The sequence below is a fragment of the Hyphomicrobium sp. LHD-15 genome (assembly GCF_031157355.1).
Taxonomy (GTDB): Bacteria; Pseudomonadota; Alphaproteobacteria; order Rhizobiales; family Hyphomicrobiaceae; genus Hyphomicrobium_C.
The window spans coordinates 590,691-608,357 of record NZ_JAVIFT010000001.1 but is presented as its reverse complement, the minus strand read 5'-3'; the positions used below and the strand labels follow the sequence as shown (position 1 = coordinate 608,357).

Annotated in this window: 14 protein-coding genes; 11 read left to right on the top strand and 3 right to left on the bottom strand. The window is 62.0% G+C overall.

Features of this window, described 5'->3' with window-relative positions:
- Nucleotides 1-409 precede the first annotated feature (409 nt).
- From RCO24_RS02820 to RCO24_RS02790, 7 genes are all read left to right on the top strand, one after another.
- Nucleotides 410-2,203 (top strand): APC family permease, encoded by a 1,794-nt coding sequence (locus RCO24_RS02820; protein WP_308959881.1) that lies wholly within the window; start codon nucleotides 410-412, stop codon nucleotides 2,201-2,203.
- 104 nt (nucleotides 2,204-2,307) lie between these two features.
- Nucleotides 2,308-2,907 carry a dimethylamine monooxygenase subunit DmmA family protein gene (locus RCO24_RS02815; protein WP_308959880.1) on the top strand — a complete coding sequence of 200 codons (600 nt, stop codon included), beginning with the start codon at nucleotides 2,308-2,310 and terminating at the stop codon, nucleotides 2,905-2,907.
- Complete coding sequence (locus RCO24_RS02810) at nucleotides 2,904-3,866, top strand: PDR/VanB family oxidoreductase (protein ID WP_308959879.1); 963 nt, start codon at nucleotides 2,904-2,906, stop codon at nucleotides 3,864-3,866. The genes RCO24_RS02815 and RCO24_RS02810 overlap by 4 nt, the downstream gene beginning before the upstream one ends.
- 37 nt (nucleotides 3,867-3,903) lie before the next feature.
- Entirely contained in the window at nucleotides 3,904-4,944 is a 1,041-nt protein-coding gene (locus tag RCO24_RS02805; protein ID WP_308959878.1) for a DUF3445 domain-containing protein, read from the top strand.
- Nucleotides 4,945-5,018: 74 nt separating this feature from the next.
- On the top strand, nucleotides 5,019-6,146 hold the full coding sequence (locus RCO24_RS02800; protein WP_308959877.1) for an aminomethyltransferase family protein: 1,128 nt from the start codon (nucleotides 5,019-5,021) through the stop codon (nucleotides 6,144-6,146).
- A 57-nt stretch (nucleotides 6,147-6,203) separates the two neighbouring features.
- Nucleotides 6,204-7,571, top strand: coding sequence for an NAD(P)/FAD-dependent oxidoreductase (locus RCO24_RS02795; protein WP_308959876.1), 1,368 nt, complete (start codon nucleotides 6,204-6,206; stop codon nucleotides 7,569-7,571).
- Between the two features lie 101 nt (nucleotides 7,572-7,672).
- Entirely contained in the window at nucleotides 7,673-10,030 is a 2,358-nt protein-coding gene (locus tag RCO24_RS02790) for a DUF1989 domain-containing protein (RefSeq protein WP_308959875.1), read from the top strand.
- 146 nt (nucleotides 10,031-10,176) lie between these two features.
- Here the strand turns inward: RCO24_RS02790 and RCO24_RS02785 are convergent, their stop codons facing one another.
- The 3 genes from RCO24_RS02785 to RCO24_RS02775 form a co-directional block, all read right to left on the bottom strand.
- Entirely contained in the window at nucleotides 10,177-10,488 is a 312-nt protein-coding gene (locus tag RCO24_RS02785; RefSeq protein ID WP_308960882.1) for a multidrug efflux SMR transporter, read from the bottom strand.
- A gap of 201 nt (nucleotides 10,489-10,689) precedes the next feature.
- A complete protein-coding gene (locus tag RCO24_RS02780) occupies nucleotides 10,690-11,670 on the bottom strand; it encodes a HEAT repeat domain-containing protein (RefSeq protein ID WP_308959874.1) in 981 nt (326 codons plus the stop codon).
- The gene (locus RCO24_RS02775; protein ID WP_308959873.1) at nucleotides 11,670-13,436 is read right to left on the bottom strand and encodes a fumarate reductase/succinate dehydrogenase flavoprotein subunit; all 1,767 of its coding nucleotides are present in this window, start codon (nucleotides 13,434-13,436) and stop codon (nucleotides 11,670-11,672) included. The genes RCO24_RS02780 and RCO24_RS02775 overlap by 1 nt, the downstream gene beginning before the upstream one ends.
- Nucleotides 13,437-13,918: 482 nt before the next feature.
- On the opposite strand from RCO24_RS02775, the gene RCO24_RS02770 reads away from it, so the two are divergent.
- The 4 genes from RCO24_RS02770 to RCO24_RS02755 are packed head-to-tail and all read left to right on the top strand — an operon-like array spanning nucleotide 13,919 to nucleotide 17,663.
- Nucleotides 13,919-14,869 carry a sulfonate ABC transporter substrate-binding protein gene (locus RCO24_RS02770; protein ID WP_308959872.1) on the top strand — a complete coding sequence of 317 codons (951 nt, stop codon included), beginning with the start codon at nucleotides 13,919-13,921 and terminating at the stop codon, nucleotides 14,867-14,869.
- Complete coding sequence (gene ssuD, locus RCO24_RS02765; protein ID WP_308959871.1) at nucleotides 14,866-16,038, top strand: FMNH2-dependent alkanesulfonate monooxygenase; 1,173 nt, start codon at nucleotides 14,866-14,868, stop codon at nucleotides 16,036-16,038. Before RCO24_RS02770 ends, ssuD begins: the two co-directional genes overlap by 4 nt.
- Nucleotides 16,035-16,817, top strand: coding sequence for an aliphatic sulfonate ABC transporter permease SsuC (gene ssuC, locus RCO24_RS02760; RefSeq protein WP_308959870.1), 783 nt, complete (start codon nucleotides 16,035-16,037; stop codon nucleotides 16,815-16,817). Before ssuD ends, ssuC begins: the two co-directional genes overlap by 4 nt.
- A 15-nt stretch (nucleotides 16,818-16,832) precedes the next feature.
- Entirely contained in the window at nucleotides 16,833-17,663 is an 831-nt protein-coding gene (locus tag RCO24_RS02755; RefSeq protein WP_308959869.1) for an ATP-binding cassette domain-containing protein, read from the top strand.
- The last annotated feature ends 4 nt before the right edge of the window (nucleotides 17,664-17,667 follow it).

The window sequence follows — 17,667 nt, the reverse complement described above, 5'->3', positions numbered from 1 at the left end:
TGCCCAAATTTTCAACAAGCTTAGCACCGAACAGCAGAATTGCAACCAATACAAACCAAAAACAACCGAAGTAGGTTTGCAGGTGCAGCAAAATCTCTAACTAGCCAGAATGTCGCAGGATTATCGATTGTGCAGTTGCTCAAAGAACAAACAAGTTTCTCCAGAATGAAATTTTATGGGTTGCGAGAGAAAAACGTATCCATAGTATGCCGGTCGTTGGGCTGTAGTGGTGTCAACTGGTTTTGATTGGTTTTCAAGCTCACGCGACTGGTTGAGACAAAGCACCGCGCCCGACGCCAGCTCCGGCCCTCGCCCGATGGGATTTCGGCGGCCAACGGAGGAATTGGCAAAGCACACCGGAGAACGAGACGTGCACTGACAACATGAAAATAAGTGGGAGAGACGCACAATGGTAACGGGACAGGGGACGCTGACTGCGGATGGGGGGCTCGACGGCTCATCCACCCAACTTGTAAGGGCGATCGATTGGAAGGGAGCATTCTGGGTCGCCAGTGGTGTTCCGGCCCTTGTGTTGTTTTCGATTGGAGGCATCGCCGGCGTGGCGGGAAAGGTCGCCTTTCTCGTTTGGACCGTCTCGATGATCATGGGCCTGATCCAATCGTTCACGTACGCTGAAATCGCAGGCCTCTTCCCGAACAAGTCCGGCGGCGCTTCCGTTTATGGCGCGGCCGCCTGGGTCAGATACTCGAAGTTGATCGCCCCGCTCTCCGTCTGGTGCAACTGGTTCGCCTGGACACCGGTTCTGTCGCTCGGTTGCTCCATTGCAGCCGCCTACATCCTCAACGCCCTCGCGCCGATCCCACCCGCCGACGCACCGCAAGTGTTGGCCTGGGTCAGTGCCCATGCCTCGTCGATCGCTCAGGATTCTCCGCGCGTGGTCGAATGGCTCGCCGCGAACCAGGGCAAGACCGCGGTCGATGCCGTGGCTGCACTTCTCTCGGCTGACGGCGTTGCCGCTCTCACGCCCTCGATCCGCAACTGGTCGCTGTTCCACGGCACCCTCGGTCCGGTCTCGTTCTCCTTCAACGCGGCTTTCTTCATCGGCGCCGTGCTGATGCTGATCACCTTCGCGATCCAGCACCGCGGCATTCTCGGAACTGCCAGCGTCCAGAAGTTCATCGGCCTTGCCGTGATCATTCCGATGTTCATCGTCGGCATCGTTCCGATCATCACTGGCCAGATCGACTGGTCCAACTACACGCCCGTCCAACCGTTGGCTGCGGCCTACGCACCGGCTATGGGCGAGTGGGACATCCCGGGCTGGACGCTCATCCTCGGCGCGATGTTCATCGCGGCGTGGTCGACTTACGGCTTCGAGACGGCGATCTGCTACACCCGCGAGTTCCGCGATCCCGGCACCGATACCTTCAAGGCGATCTTCTACTCCGGCCTGCTTTGCCTCGTGCTCTTCACGCTCGTTCCCTTCACCTTCCAGGGCGTGTTGGGTCTTGACGGCATGCTGGCGCCCTCCATCGTCGACGGCTCCGGCGTTGCCGAAGCCATGGGCCAGATGGTCGGACACGGCGGCTGGGTCACGAGCCTGCTCGTGATGATGATGATCCTTGCGCTCATGCTCTGCCTGATGACGGCGATGGCGGGTTCGTCGCGCACGCTCTATCAGGGCTCGCGTGACGGCTGGCTCCCGCGTTACCTGAGCCACGTCAACGAGCACGGCGCGCCGACCGCCGCCATGTGGACCGACCTCGTAGTCAACCTGGCGATCCTCGCCATCGCTTGCGCCGACGCGACGAGCTTCTTCTTCATCCTCGCCGTTTCGAACTGTGGCTACATCATCTTCAACTTCCTGAACCTCAATTCGGGTTGGATCCACCGCATCGACAACGCGCATGTCGAGCGTCCGTGGCGCGCTCCGACCTGGGTTTTGGCGGCGGGCACCATCCTCGCCTACGTCAACGCCGTCTTCATGGGCGCGGGCGCGAAGGTGTGGAACCCGATCGCGCTCTGGGCCGGTCTCGCGACTGCGTTCCTGATCGTGCCGGTGTTCTGGTACCGCCACTACGTCCAGGACAAGGGCGTATTCCCCGAACATATGCTGAGCGACCTCGGGCTTTCGCAGGCCGATCTCAATCAGCGCAAAGCCGGCATTCTTCCCTACGTCACTTTGGTTGCCGGTTTGGTTGTCGTCCTCGTTGCAGACCAGGTTTTCCGTCTGCCGGGATAGCTGAGTGACGGATGGGCCGCGGCGGTTCCTCCGCCGCTGCGGCCCACCGAGATTTCAAAGACCGAGACTGTCGTTGGGTTCGCACTGGGAAGGAGTGGCTACGCGTGAGCACGATCAAGAGCAGGCCGATCTATCCGGGCCTCAGCCCCGATCCGAACGCCCGCCGCAACGTCGTTGTTTGTGACGCTGCGGGAGCCGAGGCCGTCGTCGAGTTGCTCGCGCGGGCCGACGGTGAGTTCGCCGGTCGAACCAGCGTCGTCCTGTCTTCCGAAGGTCTGTTCGGGAAGGAAAGCGAGAGCATCGTCGAGCGCCTGAAGCCTGCCACGGTCGAGACGACGGCAGGTCTGGTGCCGGCCATCGATCGCCTCAAGGAAATTCTGGCTTCCGCCACCATGGGATTGCGCCTCTACGCGGCCGGAAGCGAGCCGCTGATCGGCTCGGTCGTGCAAGCAGGCGCCGAGAACTTCATCGATCCGCTGTCGGTTCGGACTGAGCATCGGGGTTCGCTCAAGCGCCGCGTCCAGTGTGTTCATTGCAAGGGCATGACCGAGAACGTCACCACCAATCCGGTCAAGTGCGCGCAGTGCGGCCTGCTGCTGTTGGTCCGGGATCACTACTCCAAGCGTCTCGCGGCCTTCCAAGGGGTCTGCATCAACGCCGAAACCCCCGACGAGAGCCCCGAACTGAAGGTGGAGTTTCAATGACCGCATCGTTCCTACGCACCGTGCGCGTGGCCGAAGTCGAGCCTGTCGCAAGCCGCATCAAGAGATTCCGGTTGGTCAGCGCCGACAGCCAGCCGCTGTCCGAATTCTCCGGTGGCTCGCATGTGACGGTCTGCATGAAGGCCCCAGACCGGCTGATCCGCAATCCCTATTCCTTGATGGGCAGCCCGAGCGACACGTCGAGCTATCAGATCAGCGTTCTCAAGGTGGAAGGCTCGCGCGGCGGCTCCGAGTTCATGCACGAGCGCGTGGAGGTCGGCACCGAGCTCGAGATCAGCGAGCCGCTCAATCTGTTTCCGCCCGCCAAGATTGCCCGCAAGCATATCCTCGTTGCCGGCGGCATCGGCATCACGCCGTTCATGTCGATGATGGGTGAGCTCGAAGCGCTCGGCGCGGATTTCGAGCTGCATTACGGCGTCCGCTCTCTGGGAGATGGCGCGTTCTGCAAGCTTCTCGAAGCCCGTTACGGCAAGCGCATCCACGTCTATCTGCAGGACCAAGGCCAGCTGATTCCGCTTGAGCGCGTGCTCGCCAACCAGCCGCTCGGTTCTCACATGTATGTCTGCGGTCCGAAGCCGATGATCGATTGGGCGCTCCGCACCGCGACGCTCGCCGGCTGGCCGGACGAGAACATCCACTCCGAGCAGTTCAACGCGCCTCCGATCGGCAAGCCATTTGTCGTCAAGCTCACGAAGTCGAAGCGTGAGGTCAGGGTCGGCGGCCACCAGAGCATTCTCGAAGCGCTGGAGCAGAACGGCATCGACGCGCCGTTCCTGTGCCGCGGCGGGGCGTGCGGACAGTGCGAGACCAGCGTCGCCGCGTGCGACGGCTTCATCGAGCACAACGATCACTATTTGTCCGACGCCGAGAAGGCCTCCGGCAAGAAGATCATGATCTGCATGTCGCGCATTTCGGGCGACGCCATCACGCTTGATCTCTGAGACACCCCTTCACCGACACGATACCGGGAGTACCGACATGGTCTTGGCATTCAAAAATGAGACGTTCCGGGACGACTTCACGTTCTCGAACAGCCCGGCAGCGATCCGTCGCTTTCCGTTCCCGTTCGTCGAAGACAAATACATGTACTCGGTGAACATCGAGCCGCACGAGCTGGGCCCGAAGGGTTCGGTCTACGAGTTCCCAATCGATATCGACGAGCACTACGTCTCCGAGATGCGCGACCGCGCGCTCGTGCTCGACGCCGATCCCGGCCGTTGCCAGGCACTGCCGCACATGATCACGGCGCAGTGGGATATGCTCGAACTGCTAATGACCTCCATGGCGCGGGATTACCCGGAGCATTTCTCGCTCACGCGCGACGGCAACCAGTGGCACTGGATCAACCGCCCGCTTGGTATCGACCATAAGTTTACGTTCGGCGACGTGGCGACGCTTCCCTATCAGCCGATGGAATACATCGGGCGCCAGTGCCAGGGCGATTTCTCGATCCAAGACCAGCGGGACGGCCAGCTCTGGATGGATGCCGGCATTATCACCACGCAAGCCGATTGGTCGCTCGATTTTGACGTCGGCATGAACTTCTTCGAGTGGCACGCTCCGGTGCCGTTGGCCCATCAGGCCGGCGTCTTCGATCGCGCGCTGAAGTTTCTTCTCAACATGCAGCACGGGCGCCCCGTGCGCCGCTTGAACTGGACGATGACGATCAACTCGCGTCTCGATACCAGCCCCGAGAACTATCATAAGTGGGGCATCGATCGCACGACCGTGACGCCGGAGAACGTCGGTGACAAGGTCCATCTCCGAGTCGAGCTGCAGGCGCTCTGGCGGCTGCCGCGCTCGAACGCGATCCTGTTCTCGATCCGCTGCTACATGATCAAGATGCGCGAACTTGCGACGGTTCCGAAGTGGGGCCGCAGGTTGCCGCGCGTGCTGCGCACGCTGCCGGACGAGATTGCCGACTACAAGGGTCTCACCCGCTATCGCCAGACGACCATCGATTGGTTGTCGAAATACGACGACGGCGCGCCGACTTCCCTCGGCGGCGGGCCGGACTGAAGCGCGGGCCGCGTGCCCTGACCAAATCCACCAAAACGAACCTCAGCATCATCCTCAGTCGGGAGTGACCATCAATGACCATCAGCAAGGATACCAGGCAGTCGGTTCTCAACGATCGCCACATCGCGCTTGGCGCCGACATGACCGCGACGTCGTGGAACGACATGCCGATCCCGCAGAACTACAAGACCGATCCCTATGACGAGGTCGCAGCGATCCGCTACAAGGCCGGCCTCATCGAGGTGACTGCGCTGAAGATCCTCAACGTCTCAGGTCCGGACGCGCTCAAGTTTCTCAACTACCTGCTGACCTCCGATGTCTCCAAGGCCAAGGTCGGCGACTCGCACATCTCGAACATCGTCAACGAGGCCGGCGCGCTGATCGATGACGTACTGGTCTACGTCGACGGCCCGAATGAGTTCCGCCTCTCGCACGGCGGCGGTGCGCTCGAAGAGGCGCTGCCCGCGGTCGTCTCGAAATTCAACGTCTCCGTCAAGCGCGACAACGACGTGCATATCCTGTCGCTGCAGGGCCCCGTCGCCCTTGAGGTGCTGGCGCCGCACACGCCGATGAACCTCGCCGCGCTTCCGTATTTCCAGCATCAGAAGACCACGCTGTTCGGCAAGTCCGTGAACCTTGCTCGTGGCGGCTACTCGGCCGAGCGCGGCTATGAGGTGTTCTGCTCGGCGGCTGACGCGCACTTTATTTGGGACAAGATCCTTGAGGTCGGCAAGGAAAAGGGCGTGATTCCCGTTTCGTGGGCGTCTCTCGATATCGTTCGCGTCGAAGGTGGCCTGCTGTTCTTCCCGTTCGACATGACCCACGGCGACACGACACCCTGGGAGGTCAGAGCGGATTGGACCATCGACCTCACCAAGCCGGACTTCATCGGCAAGAAGGCCGTTGAAGCTTCGAAGGGCAAGGAGCGCTCCTTCATTACGGGTCTCGAGGTCGAAAGCGACCGCGCCATCGAGCCGCTATCGAAGATCACCGTCAACGGTAAGCAGGTCGGCGTCGTCACCAGCACGACCTACTCGAAGCATCTGATGAAGTCGCTCGCGATGGCTCAGATCGAGCCCGCCTTCACCAAGCTCGGAACCGAGGTTGTCATCCACGACAAGGGTGAGCTCCCGGCCGTTGTCGTGAAGATGCCGTTCTACGACCCGCTGCGCCTGCGCACCCATCCCCGCGACGGCAAGTGAGCCCAACAGACAAACGCATAAGAAAACTTCGGATAAAATAGGAAAGGACACCTTAGGATGTCACAGAAACGTATTGCGGTCATCGGCGCCGGACCAAGCGGCCTTGCTGTTTTGAGAGCGTTCGAAAGCGCGCGCCGCAAGGGTGCTGAGATTCCCGATATCGTTTGCTACGAGCGCCAGAAGGACAGCGGCGGCATCTGGAACTACACCTGGCGCACGGGAACCGACGAGTACGGCGAGCCGGTTCACGCCAGCATGTATCGCTATCTGTGGTCGAACGGCCCGAAGGAGTGTCTCGAGTTCTCGGACTACTCGTTCGAAGAGCATTTCGGCCGCCCCATTCCGTCGTTCCCGCCGCGCGCCGTGCTGCACGACTACATCAAGGGTCGCATCGAGCGGAACGGCATTTCGCACTACATTCAGCTCAACACCGCAGTTAAGAGCGTCACTTACAACTCCGATACTGATAAGTTCTCCGTCACCGTCAAGGACCTGAAGGACGACACACTGTCGACGTCGGAGTTCGACTACGTCTTCGGCGCGAGCGGCCACTTCTCGACGCCCAACATTCCGGAATTCCCCGGCCTGGACAAGTTCACCGGCCGTGTTCTCCATTCGCACGACTTCCGCTCCGCCGACGAGTTCGCCGGCAAGGACGTGCTTTGCGTCGGATCGAGCTATTCGTCGGAAGACATCGGCATCCAGTGCTACAAGTACGGCGCCAAGTCGGTGACGTTCTCCTGGCGCACGAAGCCGATGGGCTTCAAGTGGCCGGAGAGCTTTTCCGAGCTGCCGCTGCTCGAGAAGCTCGAGGGCAAGACCGCCACCTTCAAGGATGGAACCAAGAAGGACGTCGACGCGATCATCCTCTGCACCGGCTACCTGCACCACCACCCGTTCATGGAAGACTCGCTGCGCATCAAGTCGCGCAACCGCCTCTATCCGGGCAACCTCTACAAGGGCATCTTCTGGTGGAGCAATCCGAAGCTGATGTACATCGGCATGCAGGATCAGTTCTACACCTTCAACATGTTCGATGCCCAGGCTTGGTATGCCCGTGACGTCGTGCTCGGCCGCATCAAGCTGCCGAACCCCGGCGAGATGATGGACGACATCCAGAAGTGGACTCGCGACGAGGAAGCCGTCGAGGATGCCTCGCAGGCCATCGACTTCCAGACCGAGTACGTTCGCGACCTGATCAAGCCGACCGACTATCCGCGTCTCGATGTGGATGGCGTCGCGAGGATGTTCAAGGAGTGGGAGCACCACAAGATGGAGAACATCTTGACCTATCGCGACCGCTCGCATCGCTCGCTGCTGACTGGCACGGTTGCACCCGTCCATCACACGCCCTGGATGAAGGCTCTGGATGACTCGATGGAAGCCTTCCTCAACCAGCCGCAAACCAAGCAGGCGGCCGAGTAGCGAACAGCGATCGGTCTCACAATATACCGGTCTCACGATACAAAGCTGGCCGCCCACGAAGGCGGCCAGCAACTCACCTTTTCTCCCTGTGTGAGGAAGACATGAGCGAGACTATTCTAACGTCCCCCGCCAAGCCGAAAATATACGTGGCCGGCCGGGCCTCACTGGAGCCCGGCGTCGAGCGCTATGTGCTGAAAGGCGGCGGAACCGCTGCATTCGAGCTCGACGCGGGCGATCGAGTCCAAATCAGCGCGCTCGAAGGCGGGCAGCTGGTGGAAGTGGCCGTGTTCGGCGCCAAGGGCAAAAGCGATCTCGAAGCGCTCGGCCTCGCGAGCGGCCGCGCCAAGCCGCTCGGCATCGAGCGCGCCTTGGAAAGCGATAGCGAGGACGCCTCACGCGTTCGCTTCGGCCTCTATCGCCGTGGATTGGATCTCGGCCGCGCCAAGGCGGCCCGTCTTCTTGGTCCTGATGCCGGCCCCGGAGACATGATTTCTCTTCAGGCCGAACGGTCGGTGTTCGCGGTATTCGGCGCGCCCTCCGAGCCGATGCTGGTTTGGGAGCAGACGCCGCCGAGCGACGTGCTGATCTTCATCCACCGCGCCAATCCCCGCCTCCTGAACACCGCACGCTTGCCGGATCCGCTCGCCGAGCCGCGGCTCGATATCCGCGTGAACGTCGCGAGCGCCGAAAGCTTCGAGGTCTACGCGGGTGAGTACATCCAGATCATCGACGTGCAGGGGCGTCAGTGCTCTGACTTCATCGCCTTCAATCGCAAGGCGCTGGACGAGGGGCGCGAGCAGGGACTCGATGCGCTGACAACGCGCACGTTGAACGGTGCCGCTTATCCGACGCCGGGCTTGCACGCAAAGTTCTTCGACCAGGACCGCAATCCTCTGGTCGAGATCGTGCAGGATACCGTCGGTCGCCACGATACGTTCAATCTCGCCTGCACGTCCCGCTACTACGAGGACATGGGCTACTTCGGCCATCCGAACTGCACGGACAACTTCAACAACACGCTGAAGCCATATGATCCGATCAGTCAGTTGAGCGGCTGGCCCGCGATCAACTTCTTCTACAACACGAACGTCGACTGCCATAACCACATATGGTCCGACGAGCCGTGGTCGCGCGCAGGTGATTACGTTGTCATGCGCGCATTGACGGATCTCGTGTGCGGCGCTTCGTCGTGCCCCTCCGACATCGACGCATCCAACGGGTGGAATCTCACCGAAATTCAGGTTCGGGTCTACCCCAAGGACGCTCCCTTCAAACGTTCGATCGGACACAGAATGTCACCTGACGCACCTCTTCAACTCACGCGCGAAAGCGGCTTCCACCCACGCACGTCCGCGCTCACGCGGGCCTTCGGCGACTATCGCGGTTTCTGGGTGCCGCATCACTTCGCCAATGCCGGCGCGATCGAGGAATACTGGGCTTGCCGCGAGAAGGCGGTGATCATGGATCTCTCGCCGCTGCGCAAGATGGAGATTCTCGGCCCCGACTCCGAGCAATTCCTGCAAGGCATCGTCACACGTGACGTGCGCAAGCTCTCGGTCGGCCAGGTGTTCTACACCACGATGTGTTACGAGCACGGCGGCATGGTCGACGACGGCACGCTGTTCCGCTTGGGCGAAAACAACTTCCGCTGGATCGGCGGCGACGACGCAAGCCTGATCTGGCTCAAGGAGCAGGCCGCGAAGTCGAGCTACAATATCAACCTGAAAACGGCTACGTCCGAGCTCCATAACGTCGCCGTCCAGGGGCCGCGCTCGCGCGAGATCCTGCAGCAGATCGTGGAAACCCCGGCCGGCCGGCCGACGATCCAGGAGGTCGGCGTGTTTCGCTTCACCATCGGCCGCATCGGCGGGGTCGCGGGCATTCCCGTGCTCGTCTCGCGTACCGGCTACACCGGTGAGCTCGGCTATGAGGTGTTCTGTCACCCGAAGGACGCGCCCGCCGTGTGGGATGCGATCATGGAGGTCGGCAAGCCGCTCGGTCTTCAGCCGTTCGGGTTCGACGCGCTCGATATGGTGCGCATCGAGGCCGGGCTCGTCTTCGGCGGTCACGACTTCGACTCGACGACCGATCCCTTCGAGGCCGGCATCGGCTTTACGGTGCCGCAGAAGAAGGAAGAGGATTACATCGGACGCACGGCCATTGAAAAGCGCAGGGCCAATCCGCTCCGCAAGCTCGTCGGTCTCGAGATCAAGGGCAACGAGAAGCCCTCGCACGGAGATCCGGTTTACGTCGGCCGCGCACAGGTCGGCATCGTGACGAGCGCGATGCGCTCGCCGCTTCTGAAAAAGACGCTCGCCTTCGCGCGGGTGGACGTCACGCACTCGGAGCTGGAAACCGCGCTTGAAGTCGGCCGTTTGGACGGCATGAAGAAGCGCCTTTCGGCGACCGTCGTGCCGTTCCCGTTCTACGATCCCAAGAAGGAGCGCGTTCGGATGTAACGCATCCGCCGCGCTTCGCCTTCTACGAAATCCCCCTCCACGGTTCGTGTGCGCTGTGGATCAACTGGCACCCCGACGTTGTCGGGGTGCTTTTTTGTGTGCGTCGTCAGAGGGGAAGCGGGGAGGGCGGCGCGTGAGATCCCGGCTCAAGACGCCTTCATCAGCACGAGGCCGCCGAGGATCATTGCCGCTGCGCTCGCGCGCATGATGTTGACGTGCTCTCCGAGCAGAACGATACCGACCGCGAATGCGCCGACGGCACCGATGCCGGTCCAGACCGGATAGGCTGTGCCCAACGGCAGGTTACGCATGGCCAGCGCCAGCAGCGCGAAGCTTGCAAGCATGGCGACGAGCGTGACGACAGTCGGAACAAGCTTCGTGAAGCCGTCCGATTGCTTCATCGCGAAAGCCCAGACGATTTCGAGCAGGCCGGCGAGAATGAGATAAACCCAGGCCACGATAAAAACCTCCATGTCCGGGTCGTCCCGGAATTCATCCCATGGTGGGGGAGGTCGTGGCCTCGCTTGCCCATAAAATAGGACAAGCCGCCTAATAATCAAGCAGAAATCGCCTAATAATAATGCAGTGGCGGCTATATTCGATGCGCGCACACCTAAAGCCGGATCGGCGCGTCGAACACCGCCCGACCATGCGACAGCCTAGCTAGACGGAGATGTGACGCGCTGCTCGTCAATCCGGGAAAGCGCCCAGCGGACGTTCTTGCGCACATCGGAATCGGGGTCTGAAGCGACCGCTTCGAGGAACGGACGCGTTTCGGGCCGGGCGAACTGGCCGAGCGCAGCCGCCGCTTCTTTGCGCAGGTTGGGCTCGGGATGCGAGAGGCACGCGGCCACGTTCAAGGCTGCGTCCGCAACGTTGCGCTGGCCGAGGCTGCGCACGGCCTTGACGCGGACCTGCCAATAGTCGTCGCTGAGAGCTGTGATCAGCGGCGCGACATCGACAGACGCAGCTTTGCTGACGCCGAGCGTTTCCGCCGCACTTTCGCGGACGATCCAGTCGGCGTCTCCAATGGCGCGGGCGAGTGTTTGCGCGGCGCCTTCCGTGCGCGAGAAGCCGAGCGCGCTGAGCGCGGCTTTGCGCACGAGCGGGTTTTCATCCCTGGCCGCGGACTGCAACGCGGGAACAGTATCCTCGCGCTTCAGATAACCGATCACGCCGACGGCCTGCACCCGAACCGCCGCATCGTTGTCTTCGAGCGCGGCGAGTGCCGGTCCCCAGGCATGCGGCGAGCGTAGCTCCTTGAGGCTGCGCAGCACGGCGGCGCGCACGAACGCGGACGGATCGTTCAGCGCTTCGACAAGCGGTGGCGCTGCCGCAGTGTCCTTGAGCTCCGCAAGGCTTTCCGCCGCGGCAGCCGCAACGTCCGCATCCGCGTCGCGAAGCAGCACGAGAAGATTGTTCGCAACGGGCGGCCCATCGAATGTTCCGAGCCCGATCGCCACCTGCTTGCGGACGTCGGGGTGTGCATCCCCGACCAGCCGCGCGAGCAGCGCGATTGCCTCCGAAGCGCCGCTGTCGGCAAGCGACAGCACGGCCACCCGGCGCCGTTGCGGATCTTCGGATGCGATTTCATCCGCAAGCGCGTCGAGATCGACGAAGTCCTCGAACAGGCCCGACATCAAGGTGCTGCCCTTTGCTCGGCCCCTTCGAGGGGGCGTGTCCGCTGCCGGTAGTAGAGATCCTTTTCATCGTCCGCGATCGGCACGACATAGGGATCGATCGCACGCTTCTCGACCGTCATGCGCCCGTCGGTCTTGCCGAGCAGCGTGTGGCACAGCCAGTCGGCGTCGTTCTTTTCCGGATAGTCGGTGCGAAGGTGATAGAGCCCCCAGCGGCTTTCGGTGCGGAACAGCGAGGCGGCAGCGGCCATGTCCGCGCAATCGAGAATAGACGAGGCTTCAAGTGCGCGCAGAAGCTCGTGCGAATTGCGCGCGATCATCCGCGTTTCGAGATCTTCGCGCACTTCCGCGAAGCGGTCCTGGCCAAGGCGATACTTGGTCGGAACCTTCGGCGGCTGCAGATAGTCGTTCACGAGACGGCGCGTCTTGTATTCGATCTGGTTCGGCGGAATGCCTTTGTCGCGAACCGTAGGCGCCAGCACACGTTCGCGCTCGCGCGCGATCTGCTCGCTATCGACATCGGCGAAATCCACGTCTCCTGCGAAGTCGACTGCATCCTCGCCCGCGATCGAGCCGTTGGTGAAGGCGCCTAGCATGTAGCTGTGCGGCACGCTCGCCATATCGCCAGCCGCGTAGAGGCCCGGAACGGTCGTGCGCGCGAACTCGTCGACGAACACGCCCGAAGCGCTATGTCCCGAGCAGAAGCCGATTTCCGAGATGTGCATCTCGATCATTTCGTTACGGTAGTCGGTGCCGCGGCCCGCATGGAAGGTGCCCCGCGAGGGACGTTCCACCTTGTGCAGGATGGTCTCGATTTCCGAGATGGTGTTCTCGTGCAGGTGGTTGAGCTTGAGAAACACTGGGCCTTTGCCGGATTGCAGCTCGCTGTAGAACTCCAGCATCATCTGCCCCGACCAGTAGTCGCAGTTGATGAAGCGGGCTCCTTCGCTGTTGGCGGTGAAGGCGCCGAACGGCCCGGCCACATAGGCGCACGCGGGGCCGTTGTAATCCTTGATCAGCGGGTTGATCTGGAAACACTCGAGGTTCGCGAGCTTGGCGCCTGCGTGATAGGCCATGGCATAGCCGTCGCCCGAGTTGGTCGCGTTCTCGTAGGTGCCGAACAGATAGCCCGACGCCGGCAGGCCGAGTCGCCCGGCGGCGCCCATGCAAAGAATGACGGATTTGGCGCGGATGACCAGGAATTCAGCCGTGCGCGTGTTGACGGCAATCGCGCCCGCGATCCGCCCATCCGCCCCGGTCAGCAGGCGTGTCGCCATGAAGCGGTTTGAGATCAGGAGCTGAGCGCGGCGGAGCTGCCGATAAAGAGCCTTCTTGACCGTGTCGCCATTCGGCATCGGCAACACGTAGGTTCCAAGATGGTGGACTTTCTTGACTGCAAAGTCGCCATTCTCGTTCTTCTGGAAGCGGATGCCATAGCGATCCAGCTCCTCGATGATGCTGTAGCAGCGCTCCGCATATTTGAGCACGGCCTTCTGATTGACGATGCCGTCATTGGCGATGGTGATCTCGCGCGTGTACTGCTCGGGTGTCGCGTGGCCGGGGATGACGGCGTTGTTGAGGCCGTCCATGCCCATCGAGATGGCACCGGAACGCTTTACGTTGGCCTTCTCGAGCAGAATCACCTTGGCGTTCGGATTGCGCAGCTTCGCTTTGAGGGCGGCCATCGGGCCGGCTGTTCCCCCACCCAGAACGAGGACATCGCAGGTGACCTCGGAAGTGCGGTCGACGAATTGATCTAGCGGCACGGAAAACTCTCGTATGGCTTCGCGGATTTGCGGCGAAGTTAGAGAGGTGCACGCGCGTGCTTAAGGAATAAAAAGTGATGAGCTTATTCCCAATGGAGATGGAGCGGCGCAGAGCGAGCCGCTCGAGCAGGCACTCGTATCGGCAACGCCGCGATCATCCGTTCACGTCCGCAGCTGCCAGAAGAATTCTGAATAAGCATCGCGGAAATAGTTGGTAGACGCAGAGGTGGTGGGGCCGCATTTTCCGTCCCGTACGCCGCGAGCATGTTCGATTGAACGCGGCTGACGCGGAGGGAGCACTCGATATGAGTGGTAAGCGCGAATATGCGGTCGATGTCTGGCATCGATGTAGGAGCGCATGAGCGCCAGCCTACGGCGATGGTGCATCAAAGACATCGAGATCCAAGCGGTGGAAGCAGGCGGACCCCTGAAAATCTTCTCCGCAATCAGCTAGCAGCCAATCACATCAAGGAATCATCCAGATGAGCTTCACCCGCAGAGGGGTCGGCGCGCTTGCGCTGGGCGCCCTCACACTCGGCCTCACGGCCGCATCAGCCTCGGCCGAGGACAAGGTCATCCGCATCGGCTATCAGAAATACGGCAACGTCATTCTGCTCAAGGCCAAGGGTACGCTCGAGCCAAAGCTCGCAGCCATCGGCTATAAAGTGACGTGGGCCGAGTTCCCGTTCGGTCCACCTCTTCTCGAGGCCATCAACGCAGGCGCCATCGATTTCGGACACACCGGTGAAGCTCCGCCCGTGTTCGCTCAGGCTGCCGGAAGTTCTATCGTCTACGTTGCGCACGAGCCCCCGGCGCCGGGCGGCGAGGCAATCCTCGTCCCGAAGGACAGCCCCATCAAGACGGTCGCCGAGCTCAAGGGCAAGAAGATCGCTTATGCCAAGGGTTCGAACTCCAACTATTTCGCGGTAAAGGCGCTTGAAGGCGCCGGCGTGAAATACGGCGAGTTCGAACCGGTTCACCTCGCACCGGCCGATGCCCGCGCGGCGTTCGAAAGCGGCAAGGTCGATGCCTGGTCGATCTGGGATCCCTTCTATGCCTCGGCTCAGGCTGGCGCCAACGCTCGTGTTCTCGTCGATGGCACCGGCATTGTTTCGAACCATCAGTTCTACCTCGCCGGCAAGTCGTTCACCGAAAGCAACGCCAAAGCCATCGAAGTCGTCCTCGCAGAGCTGAACGCGGTCAATGACTGGGTGAAATCCGATCCCAAAGCCGCCGCCGAGCAACTCGCTCCGGCAACCGGCATCCCCGTCGTCATCCTCGAAACCGCACTCAAGCGTCAGTCGTTCGGCGTGAAGCCGCTCGACGCGAAGGTCGTAGAGGAGCAGCAGAAGATCGGCGACCTGTTCCACACGCTGGGCCTCATCCCGAAGCCCATCAAGGTTGAAGAGATCGTCTGGAGGGCTGGTTCATGAGCAGCACGGCCGCCCAAAAGGCCAATGTTCTCTGGTTTCTGCCGACGCACGGCGAAGGCAGATACCTCGGTACGTCCATTGGCGCGCGGGCGGCCGACTTCAACTACCTCCGCCAGGTCGCCCAGGCCGCAGATGATCTCGGATATTACGGGGTTCTGCTGCCGACCGGCCGGAGTTGCGAAGACTCGTGGGTGGTCGCATCCGCGATCGCCCCGCACACGGAGAAGCTGAAATACCTGGTCGCCGCTCGGCCGGGTCTCACGTCCGTCACGGTCGCGGCCCGCATGGCCGCGACCCTCGACCGGGTCTCCAACGGCCGTCTCCTGATCAACGTCGTAACCGGCGGAGATCCGGTCGAGAATAAGGGCGATGGCCTCTTCCTCGGTCACAGCGAGCGCTACGAGGTGACCCAGGAGTTTCTCGATATCTTCAAGCGCCTGATCGTCGGCGAGACGGTCAACTACGCTGGAAAACACATCACCGTCGAGGATGCGCGCGTTCTCTTCCCCGCCGTCCAGTCGGGTGGACTGCCACTCTACTTCGGCGGCTCGTCACCGGCCGGCATCGATGTCGCGGCCAGCACCGTCGACAAGTATCTGACCTGGGGCGAACCGCCGGCTGACGTCGCCAAGAAGGTCGAGCAGGTTCGGGCGGCTGCACACGCCAAGGGCCGCGAATTGAGCTTCGGTATTCGCCTGCATGTCATCGTGCGCGAAACCAATGAGGAAGCTTGGAAGGCCGCGAACAAGTTGATTCAGTATGTGAGCGACGACACCATCGCCGCCGCCCAGAAGATCTTCTCGCGCATGGATTCGGTCGGCCAGCAGCGCATGAGTTCGCTGCATGGCGGCGATCGCAACAAGCTCGAAGTCAGCCCGAACCTTTGGGCCGGCGTCGGCCTCGTGCGCGGCGGCGCGGGAACCGCCCTCGTGGGCGATCCCGAGACGGTTGCTGCCCGCATCAAGGAATACATCGATATCGGCATCGACACGTTCATTCTCTCGGGCTACCCGCATCTCGAGGAAGCCTACCGCTTCGCTGAATTGGTCTTCCCGCTGCTGCCGTTGTCTCACGGCAAGCAGACCTTCACGGCGAAGGTCAACACCGGGCCGTTTGGCGAGACCATCGCCAATGACATCCTGCCCGAGAAGCAGGCCTCCCAATCATGAGCGCTGGCCGGCTTCAGAAAGCGGCTGATGGTCTTGTCCCGTGGCTGTTGCCGCTGGGCCTTCTTTTCGTATGGGAACTGGCCTCGCAGACCGGTCTCATCTCGGGCCGCGTATTGCCGGCGCCGTCCGCGGTCGTGGTGGCGGGGTGGCGGCTTGCCGCGACCGGCGAACTCTGGGTGAACATGGGTGTGAGCGGCCTGCGGGCGCTCGTCGGATTGGCGATCGGAGGAACGTTCGGGTTCGTTCTCGGCCTCACCAACGGTCTGTCGAAGAAGTTCGAGCGCGCCACCGATACGCTGCTCCAGATGGTGCGCAACATTCCACATCTGGCGCTCATTCCGCTCGTCATCCTGTGGTTTGGAATCGAAGAAGCCGCAAAGATCTTCCTGGTCGTGCTCGGCGTGTTCTTCCCGATTTACATCAATACGCTGCACGGCATTCGTACCGTAGATCCTCAGCTGATCGAGATGGGCCGCACCTACGGCATGACGAAATTCGAGCTGTTCTGGCGCGTCATCTTGCCGGGCGCGCTGCCGTCGATCTTCGTCGGCTTGCGCTACGCGCTCGGATTCATGTGGCTGACGTTGATCGTCGCCGAGACCATCGCCGCCTCCTCGGGCATCGGCTACATGGCCATGCAGGCGCGCGAGTTCCTTCTCGTCGATGTCGTCGTGCTCAGCATCTTGATCTACGCGCTGCTCGGCAAGCTCGCGGACAGCACCGCACGCTTTCTCGAACGGCTCTGCTTGTCCTGGCATCCCGCATTTCAATCCAAGTGACCGAACGAGGCCTCAATGACCGCCGGTGCACTCTCTGTTGCCCGCTCCGCCCCTGAATACTGGAGCGAGGCACATGAAGCTACCCCACCGGTGGCGCGCGGGTTGAGCCTCACGGTTCGCAATCTCACGAAGTCGTTCGGCGACAACCCCGTTCTCAAAGGCCTCGATCTTTTCATCCCGGCCGGACAGTTCGTGTCCATCGTCGGCAAGAGCGGATGCGGCAAAAGTACGTTGCTTCGCCTTCTGGTCGGTCTCGATCAGCCGACGAGCGGCGAGTTCTGGTACGGCGCAGCCGACGAAAAGCACGACAAGAGCGCGGTCCGCGTGATGTTTCAGGAACCGCGGCTCCTGCCGTGGGCACGTGTACTCTCGAACGTGGAAGTCGGTCTTGGGCGCGCGCGCAAGGAGGCGGGCGCCCGCGAACGTGCTCTCGAGACGCTGAAGGGCGTTGGCCTCGGAGATCGTCGCGACGAGTGGCCGTCGGTCCTTTCCGGCGGCCAGCGTCAGCGCGTCGCGCTCGCGCGTGCGCTGGTCTCCCATCCTCAGGTTCTGGCGTTTGACGAGCCGCTGGGCGCGCTCGATGCCTTGACCCGCATTTCGATGCAGAACCTGCTGGAGCAGGTCTGGCGCGAGCAGGGCTTCACCGCCTTGATGGTCACCCACGACGTCGCCGAGGCCGTGATGCTGGCCGACCGCGTCCTGCTGATCGAGGAAGGCAAGATCACCCTCGATCTGAGAGTTGATATTCCGCGTCCCCGCAGGCGCGGATCGGCGGAAGTCGCAGCACTGGAAGGCCGCATCCTCGACGCGCTGTTCAAGGATGCCCGCGTCGGCGAGGACGCCTGACGGG

Coding starts and splice junctions, on each gene's coding strand:
- RCO24_RS02805 (WP_308959878.1), top strand. CDS start 3,904: ATGGTCTTGGCATTCAAAAATGAGACGTTCCGGGACGACTTCACGTTC.
- ssuC (WP_308959870.1), top strand. CDS start 16,035: ATGAGCGCTGGCCGGCTTCAGAAAGCGGCTGATGGTCTTGTCCCGTGG.
- RCO24_RS02800 (WP_308959877.1), top strand. CDS start 5,019: ATGACCATCAGCAAGGATACCAGGCAGTCGGTTCTCAACGATCGCCAC.
- RCO24_RS02810 (WP_308959879.1), top strand. CDS start 2,904: ATGACCGCATCGTTCCTACGCACCGTGCGCGTGGCCGAAGTCGAGCCT.
- RCO24_RS02790 (WP_308959875.1), top strand. CDS start 7,673: ATGAGCGAGACTATTCTAACGTCCCCCGCCAAGCCGAAAATATACGTG.
- RCO24_RS02755 (WP_308959869.1), top strand. CDS start 16,833: ATGACCGCCGGTGCACTCTCTGTTGCCCGCTCCGCCCCTGAATACTGG.
- ssuD (WP_308959871.1), top strand. CDS start 14,866: ATGAGCAGCACGGCCGCCCAAAAGGCCAATGTTCTCTGGTTTCTGCCG.
- RCO24_RS02770 (WP_308959872.1), top strand. CDS start 13,919: ATGAGCTTCACCCGCAGAGGGGTCGGCGCGCTTGCGCTGGGCGCCCTC.
- RCO24_RS02820 (WP_308959881.1), top strand. CDS start 410: ATGGTAACGGGACAGGGGACGCTGACTGCGGATGGGGGGCTCGACGGC.
- RCO24_RS02780 (WP_308959874.1), bottom strand. CDS start 11,670: ATGTCGGGCCTGTTCGAGGACTTCGTCGATCTCGACGCGCTTGCGGAT.
- RCO24_RS02795 (WP_308959876.1), top strand. CDS start 6,204: ATGTCACAGAAACGTATTGCGGTCATCGGCGCCGGACCAAGCGGCCTT.